This window comes from Frankia tisae (assembly GCF_025403405.1).
Classification (GTDB): Bacteria; Actinomycetota; Actinomycetes; order Frankiales; family Frankiaceae; genus Frankia; species Frankia tisai.
Genome location: NZ_JANEZT010000378.1, coordinates 1 through 6,373 on the forward strand (window position 1 = coordinate 1; position 6,373 = coordinate 6,373).

The 6,373-nt window shown below is 68.7% G+C and carries 7 protein-coding genes; 2 read left to right on the top strand and 5 right to left on the bottom strand.

The features are described 5' to 3' along the window. Nucleotides 1–1,604: FtsK/SpoIIIE domain-containing protein (locus NBZ85_RS25945; protein WP_261562776.1), on the top strand; the 1,604-nt coding region annotated here is incomplete at its 5' end. Between the two features lie 75 nt (nt 1,605–1,679). On the opposite strand, the gene NBZ85_RS25950 is transcribed toward NBZ85_RS25945, so the two are convergent. Genes NBZ85_RS25950 through NBZ85_RS25970 form a run of 5 tightly spaced genes read right to left on the bottom strand, consistent with a single transcriptional unit; the run spans nt 1,680 to nt 5,253 of the window. Then, the gene (locus NBZ85_RS25950; RefSeq protein ID WP_261558049.1) at nt 1,680–2,546 is read right to left on the bottom strand and encodes a hypothetical protein; all 867 of its coding nucleotides are present in this window, start codon (nt 2,544–2,546) and stop codon (nt 1,680–1,682) included. A 35-nt stretch (nt 2,547–2,581) separates the two neighbouring features. Further along, entirely contained in the window at nt 2,582–3,499 is a 918-nt protein-coding gene (locus tag NBZ85_RS25955) for a ParB/Srx family N-terminal domain-containing protein (protein WP_261558048.1), read from the bottom strand. A 19-nt stretch (nt 3,500–3,518) separates the two neighbouring features. Then, a complete protein-coding gene (locus NBZ85_RS25960; RefSeq protein ID WP_261558047.1) occupies nt 3,519–3,941 on the bottom strand; it encodes a barstar family protein in 423 nt (140 codons plus the stop codon). Then, nucleotides 3,938–4,537, bottom strand: coding sequence for a ribonuclease domain-containing protein (locus NBZ85_RS32865; protein ID WP_261558046.1), 600 nt, complete (start codon nt 4,535–4,537; stop codon nt 3,938–3,940). The genes NBZ85_RS25960 and NBZ85_RS32865 overlap by 4 nt, the downstream gene beginning before the upstream one ends. A 5-nt stretch (nt 4,538–4,542) precedes the next feature. Next, nucleotides 4,543–5,253, bottom strand: a complete 711-nt coding sequence (locus tag NBZ85_RS25970; RefSeq protein WP_261558045.1) for a WXG100-like domain-containing protein — start codon at nt 5,251–5,253, stop codon at nt 4,543–4,545. Between the two features lie 452 nt (nt 5,254–5,705). On the opposite strand from NBZ85_RS25970, the gene NBZ85_RS25975 reads away from it, so the two are divergent. Then, a complete protein-coding gene (locus NBZ85_RS25975) occupies nt 5,706–5,999 on the top strand; it encodes a WXG100 family type VII secretion target (RefSeq protein ID WP_261558044.1) in 294 nt (97 codons plus the stop codon). The last annotated feature ends 374 nt before the right edge of the window (nt 6,000–6,373 follow it).

Here is a 6,373-nt window from a genome sequence, read left to right on the forward strand (position 1 = left end):
CACCACCCCCGCCCGCCGCCGGCGGGCCGGCCGCCGCCGGCGTGCCAGTCCCGATCGGGCTCATCGACGTGCCGCAGCGGCGCCGCCAGCCGCCGCTCGTCTACGACGCGGCGCACCTGGACGGGCACCTCGCGATCGTGGGGGCACCCCAGTCGGGCAAGAGCAGCTGCCTGCACGCCATCGTCGCCGGGGCCGCCCTGCGTCATCCGCCGCGCCTGCTGCAGTTCTACGGGGTCGACCTCGGCGCCGGCGGCCTCGGCATGCTCAACGGCCTGCCGCACCTCGGCGCCGTCGCCGTCGCCGCCGAGCCGGACCGGGTCCGCCGCGTTTTCACCGAGTTCGACGCTCTGCTGGACGACCGGGCCCGCCGGTTCCGCGCGCTGGGTGTCGCGTCCATGTCGGACTGGCTGGCCCGCGTGCGCGCCGGCGAACCCGAGGCCGACCGCGGCCACATCGTTCTCCTGCTCGACGGTTACCGCGCGCTGCGCCAGCGCTTCCCCGAGCTGGAAGACACGCTGGGCCGGTTGCTCGCGGAGGGGCCGTCGTTCGGTGTCCACGTCGTGTTCACCAGCGGCCGGTGGGCCGACATCCGCCCACAGCACCTCGACAGCGTCGGCACCCGCGTTGAGCTGCGGCTCAACGACCCGCAGGAGTCGCAGTTCTCCCGCCTCCTCGCGACCGGGGTGCCCCGCGCGATGCCGGGGCGGGGGCTGGTCGACGGCGGGCTGGCTACCCAGCTCGCGTGGGCCGCCCGCGGCGAGTCCCTGCCCCGGCTGGCCACCGAGCTGCGCGCCTACGCCGACCGCCGTTGGCCCGGTTCCGCCGCGCCACCGCTGATCATGCTCAGCGACCTGGACCGCGACGACTGGCTGCGGTTCCCGCGCCGAGAGGCGGCCGCGGGGCGGGCCTGCGTCGGCGTCAGCGAGCAGGGCCCGACCGGGGTTCCGTTCGATCCGCGGGCCGGGAACCTGCTGCACCTCGTCGGCGACGCCGGCACCGGCCGCACGGCTCTACTCGCCCGGCTGGCGCGCGACCTGACGGCCCTCGGCGCAGGCACGCGCCTGTTCGTCGTCGACTACCGGGGCGACCTGAGCCGGCGGCTGCGCGGCGCGGGCGTGGAGTTCGACGGCGCGCACGTGCCGGCCGAGCTGGCGCCGCTGGTCGCGAAGCTCGAGGCCGAGCTGGCCGAGCGACGCTCGGCGGCGTCGGCCGCGCTCGGGGCTGTCGGCGGCCCCGGGGACCAGCAGGGCGACTTCACGCCGGACGGGCCGCCGCTGATGCTCCTCGTCGACGACTTCGAGCTCCTCTACGGGACGGCGCCGCAGCCTTTCAGCAAGCTCGCCCCGTACCTCGCCTATGCGTCGGAGCTGGCGCTGGGTGTCGCCCTGGCCCAGGCGGCCCGCGGCAGCGGATCACGCAGCAGCGACCAGCTGGTCCGCGTCCTCGTCGAGCAGGACGCCCAGCACCTGTTCTTCAGCGTCGAGACCCGCACCGACCTGATGCCGTTCAACGGCCGGCGCGGTCAGATCCTCCCGGCGCACATCGCCACCCTGCAACGCCCCCGCCGCCCCGACACCCTCATCCTCACCACCGCGCCCGCCTGACTCGGACCCACACGGTCTCGCGCCGCAAGAAGTCAGACTCCAGGGTCGAACCGAGCCGCGGGCTGTGGATCGACCTCAACGAGTGGAATGGTCGAACGAACCGCGGTCGAGCACCTCGCCCCGCTCTTCATCGCCCCACTCTTCATCGATCTGTGGAGGTAGCAGCCCTATCTGTGCGGAAACCGTGGTCCGAAAGCATGCTCCGCCGGGCCGGTCCGCCTCCTCCACCGAGTACTCTGGCCTTTCGGGTTTGACAGTTACGCCGAGACCGGGCTGAGTGGCATATCCCCGTCTGAGCAATTCCAGCATGCCCTCGGCGTACCAGTCGCCGAGCTCGATGTCGTGATCTTCCGGCCAGAGACCGGACAGCTGCGCGGGCGAGACGGCAGCAGCGGCGGCGGACCACACCTCGGGGCCTGCCAACGCCTTTCCGAAGAACGTGACGTAGCCATCGGTCTCGACGCCAGTGAGGCCGCTCGCGTACGTGGCCGGCGGCTGCCCCGCGACCTCGGCCGGTGGAGTCCAAGCAGTCGCCCGGGCGAAGCCCAGTACTTGCCAAACCGCCACTGGACGGATGGCCAACCAGCCAACGAACGGAGTTACCTGTTCCAGGTCTTCCGTCGAGCAGGAGTCGATCTCGTCCGGTGGGCGTGGCACCAGGACCGACAAGGAGAGCTCGACCGTGTCGAACCAAAGATCATTCGCTGTGGGAGCGCCCGGCGTGCCCGGCCCCATCCAGCATCGTGATCCCCGCCAGACCCCCCCGTTCCTGCCGAGAGGCAACCACCTCTCGCCGCTGGCCAGATAGTCCGCCAGGAGCTCGGCCTCAAGGCGGCGATCCGCATTCGCCATGAAATCGACCAGGCTATCGCCGGCGGCGCGTCTCCCGTCGTTCCGCAGGTATGCCGCAAAGATATCTGACGGCTCCTTGATCTTCTTCACCCCCCGCACAATCGTGGGACTCTGGTCATTTCCGCCTACCTGCCAAGTATACGGGGAAGGTCGTATCGCCCGGAAATCGGGAAGGGTGAGCCGTCGGGCAGCGAGTCCTGCCGTACCGCCCGAAACAGTGCAGCCTGTCCCCACGTCCGCGGATGGGCACCTTTTCTAAACACTATCGTACCCTCTTGACCACCTAGCACGTAGGTGTCTGGGCCCACCTGCCGTATGTCAGCTGGCAATGTGAACGAGGACGAAAGCGCCCGTTTCGCTGGAAAAGGCTCGCTCGGCAGGTGCTGGCGTATCGGGACGTCAGGGAGGCCGGCCTGATGCGCCGCCCAGAGACGTCTGTTGTCGATGCTCGTGAGGGAGCCGTCCGGATATTGGACGGCGTCGATCGGGTTACCCTGCCAACCGTCGCTACGCATGCTGTCAGCCAGACTTCTCACCGGAGTCCCGTCTCGGGTTTTCGAGCCGATGTTCTCCTGGCTGAAGCGGAGCTTGGCCGGCACCACCGCACCTGAAGCTGGCGTGCTCGCCGAGGCCGGCAGTCGTGCCCCCTCGACGACGTCGGTCGTCGAGGTGCCGACGGCGCTCAGCCGCGGCGCGCCGCTGGCCGAAAGCACCCTCCCGCCGGATGTCGATGGCACCGTGCCCGGCGAACCAGGGACGGCGGGGCCGGGCGAGGGCACCTCGATGCCGCTCGGGCCGGGTGTTCCGTTCGCGGGCTTCGGAGTCGCCGAGCCGCCGGTGACCGCGGGGATCTCGCTTTCCAACGAGCGCAGTCCCTGCTCACCGGCACCGTCAGCACTCTGCACGGCCTCAATGCTGGCCTTGGCCAGCATTGAGGTTTTTTCCTGAACCTCAGCGATTTTGTTGCCTACTCGCTCGACCCCGTCGGCGGCGCTCTCCGCGGCCTCCGTGAGGAAGATTTTCGACTCACGATTGTTCGCCATCGTCAGAACCGGGGGTACCCTACTGCCGCTCGGCGCCGTCGTCGACGTAGATGAATTCCAGCTGGGCCGACGCACTGGAGAAAGCTTCGGTCAGACCGTTGAAGCGAATCACCGTCTGCAGGCCGAGCTGACGGTTCCGGCCGAGCAGCTCGGGCAGTCCGTCAACAATTATTATCACCGGGAAGGACCAGCCCTCGCGCAGCTCCTCGAAAGCGTCGTCGAGCGCGTCCCAGCTCGACCCACACCATTCGGGAAAGGGGAGGAGGCTTTTCAGGGCGTCAATGAGATCCTTGACCGTCTGAACATCAGCTACGGCGAGTTCGACGACGGTTCCGCCCGCGGACTGGTAGTAGTCCCGCGCCTTCATCCGACTCGCCCCGCCGACCAGGAGGGGAACGCCGGAATGAGGGATGAGCCCGGCCGGCGGCTGGATCCACGTCATCGTACCCTCCGGAAGGTGGCGTAGTGGTCAGGCGAGTACCAGACCTCGTTGTTTCCCCCGATGATAAGCCGCTGAGTTCCACGCGGGCCGGGGCCGGGCCAGACGTCAACTTCCCGATAGTAACCCAGTGGCTGGGCTGGTAATGCATTGCTTCTGTTCTGGTAGACACCCGGCAGGCCGCGAGTACCACCCTGACGGACTCCGGTCGGCAGTATACCATTGTTGATCATCGAGTCGGCTACGTCGTCGATCTGCTTCCGCAGCTCCGGCGACGCTGTATCGATGATCCCGGTGGGAGTGAAGACGAATCGGGGCGCCGACCCGCCGCCCACGGGTATCTCGTTACTCGGCACGGACCCCGCGGGCGTCCCAGGCACGCGCCGCGGCGTCGCCGGCCCGCCGGCCGCCGAGAAGGCACCGCCTTCTATCTCGCGCATTCCCCGCGCGCCGGCACCGTCGGCGCCTTCCTCGGCGGCGATGCTGGTCTTGACCAGGCTCGACGTTTTCTCCTGGACCTCGGCGAGCTTGGCGCCCACCTTCTCGAACGCGCCGTCGGCGGCCTTCCGGAGGACGATCTGCAGCTCCCGCTTGGTCACGATCGTCAGAACTGCAGGGCCCGGATGCCGGCGGCGAACGTCTGTGCGTGGCCGCGCATCTCGGCCGCGGTCCAGTCCAGGGCCATCGCGTGCCCCCGCGCGTCGTCCGCGTTGAGCTCGACCTTGCCGTCCCCGGCCGGGCCCTCGGCGCCGGACTGGGACCAGTCCAGCCCGGCGACGGCCGCATCCACCTTCGCCATCAGCGGCTCCAGCGCCGCGTTCGCCACGGTCGCGATCAGATGCTGCTCGAGGTCCAGCAGCAGCGACTCCATCAGCCTCTTCCCAGCAGCGATGATCACCGGCGCGGCCGCCTCCGCGAGCCCCAGGGTCACGACCGCCGCCACCTGGTCCGCCGCGAAGGCCGACGCCATCCCGACCAGCTCGGCCAGGGCGATGCCCTTCTGCGTCACGATGTAGGCCGCCGCCACGTCCAGCGCCCCCGCGAGCACCTCGCACCCGTCCACGATCTCGGTCACGTGCGTGTCGGACATCTTCTGCCAGCCGTCGACCATCCGCGCCGACGCCGTCGACTGGTACGCCGCCGCGATTCCCTGGACCCGCTGGGTCGCGTCCCGGTGCGTCGTCTCCACGGCCTGCCCGAACCGGCGTACCAGCGACGCGAACTCGCTCACCGTGTCCTCGTTGACGTACGGCCACGGCACGCCGATCACGTTGAGAAAGGTGACCACCGGCATAGGAAGATCATCGATCGCCACCCGCACGAACCTCGCAGCTGAAACAGCGCGCGCCCCCGATAGCACGCCGACGTAACACCAACACTAGCGCGAGCCGGATCACGTGGCGACGAAGTTGTCGTGACCGTGTCAGAGGCATCGCTTCTCAACATCAACAAAACCGGACCGGCGGCCCTCTGAACACGCCGGACGATACCGCTAGGATTGCGCCGAACCGTCGTCCGGCGGCGTATACTGAACTCAGGTCAGGATCTTCGTCGTGACTAGCTCGCGCGCAGGCGTTACGGGGGTAACGAATGCCTAGCAACGTTTCTCAGCCCTGGGCGGGCCCGGCGCTCCCGCCCATCCGGGAAAGGATCCGTCGCGACATTTCGAACATCGGCCTCCGGCAGCCCGCTCGCGCCTGACGCTGAAGCGGCACGGACAGCCGCCGATGTACGTTCGCCAATCTTCGCGTACCCAGAGGAGTAGCTATGCCCGAATTCCAGGTTGACCCGGAGCAGGTCCGCGCGGTGGCGGGTCAGGTTACCAACGCGGCGGGCGAGATCGAGGGCCAGCTCAGCTCGCTGCACACCCAGATCTCGAGCCTCCAGGGCAATTGGGAAGGCACCGCCGCGACGGCATTCCGCGACCTCTTCAACGACTGGAACACGAGCGCGACAACTCTGCACCAGACACTCGTCGAGATCGGCCAGAAGATGCTCGCGGCAGCCGAGGAATACGACGAGAGCAACCGTGTGAACACGGCGCGCTTCAGCTCCCACTAGCGGGCAGCGTCCCGTCCGATTCGGGGACGGCGGCGGTGATTCGGACGGGCCATGGACGATCTGGACGCGACACTTGAGCGGGCGCTCGCGGCCTGCTGAGGAACGCCGGCGATGACGGCGACCTGGCCGCGGCCGCCGCGCGCGTGGCCACATCGCCCGCGTTGTACGACGTCGTCGAACTGCGCTTGATGGACGTCGGCGTTCGGCTTGCTCTTCGCCGACGCCTCGGCCTCGCGGGTAGAGACTGGGCGGATTCAAGCGGTCATAGCGACGCATGCTTCGCCAGCAAATCGTTGAAGACTTCGACCGGCTTCGCCCAGCCCAACGTCTGCCGCGGCCTTCCGTTCAGCTGTTCGGCCACCTTATCAAGCTCG

Coding starts and splice junctions, on each gene's coding strand:
- NBZ85_RS25955 (WP_261558048.1), bottom strand. CDS start 3,499: ATGGCGAACAATCGTGAGTCGAAAATCTTCCTCACGGAGGCCGCGGAG.
- NBZ85_RS25975 (WP_261558044.1), top strand. CDS start 5,706: ATGCCCGAATTCCAGGTTGACCCGGAGCAGGTCCGCGCGGTGGCGGGT.
- NBZ85_RS25960 (WP_261558047.1), bottom strand. CDS start 3,941: ATGACGTGGATCCAGCCGCCGGCCGGGCTCATCCCTCATTCCGGCGTT.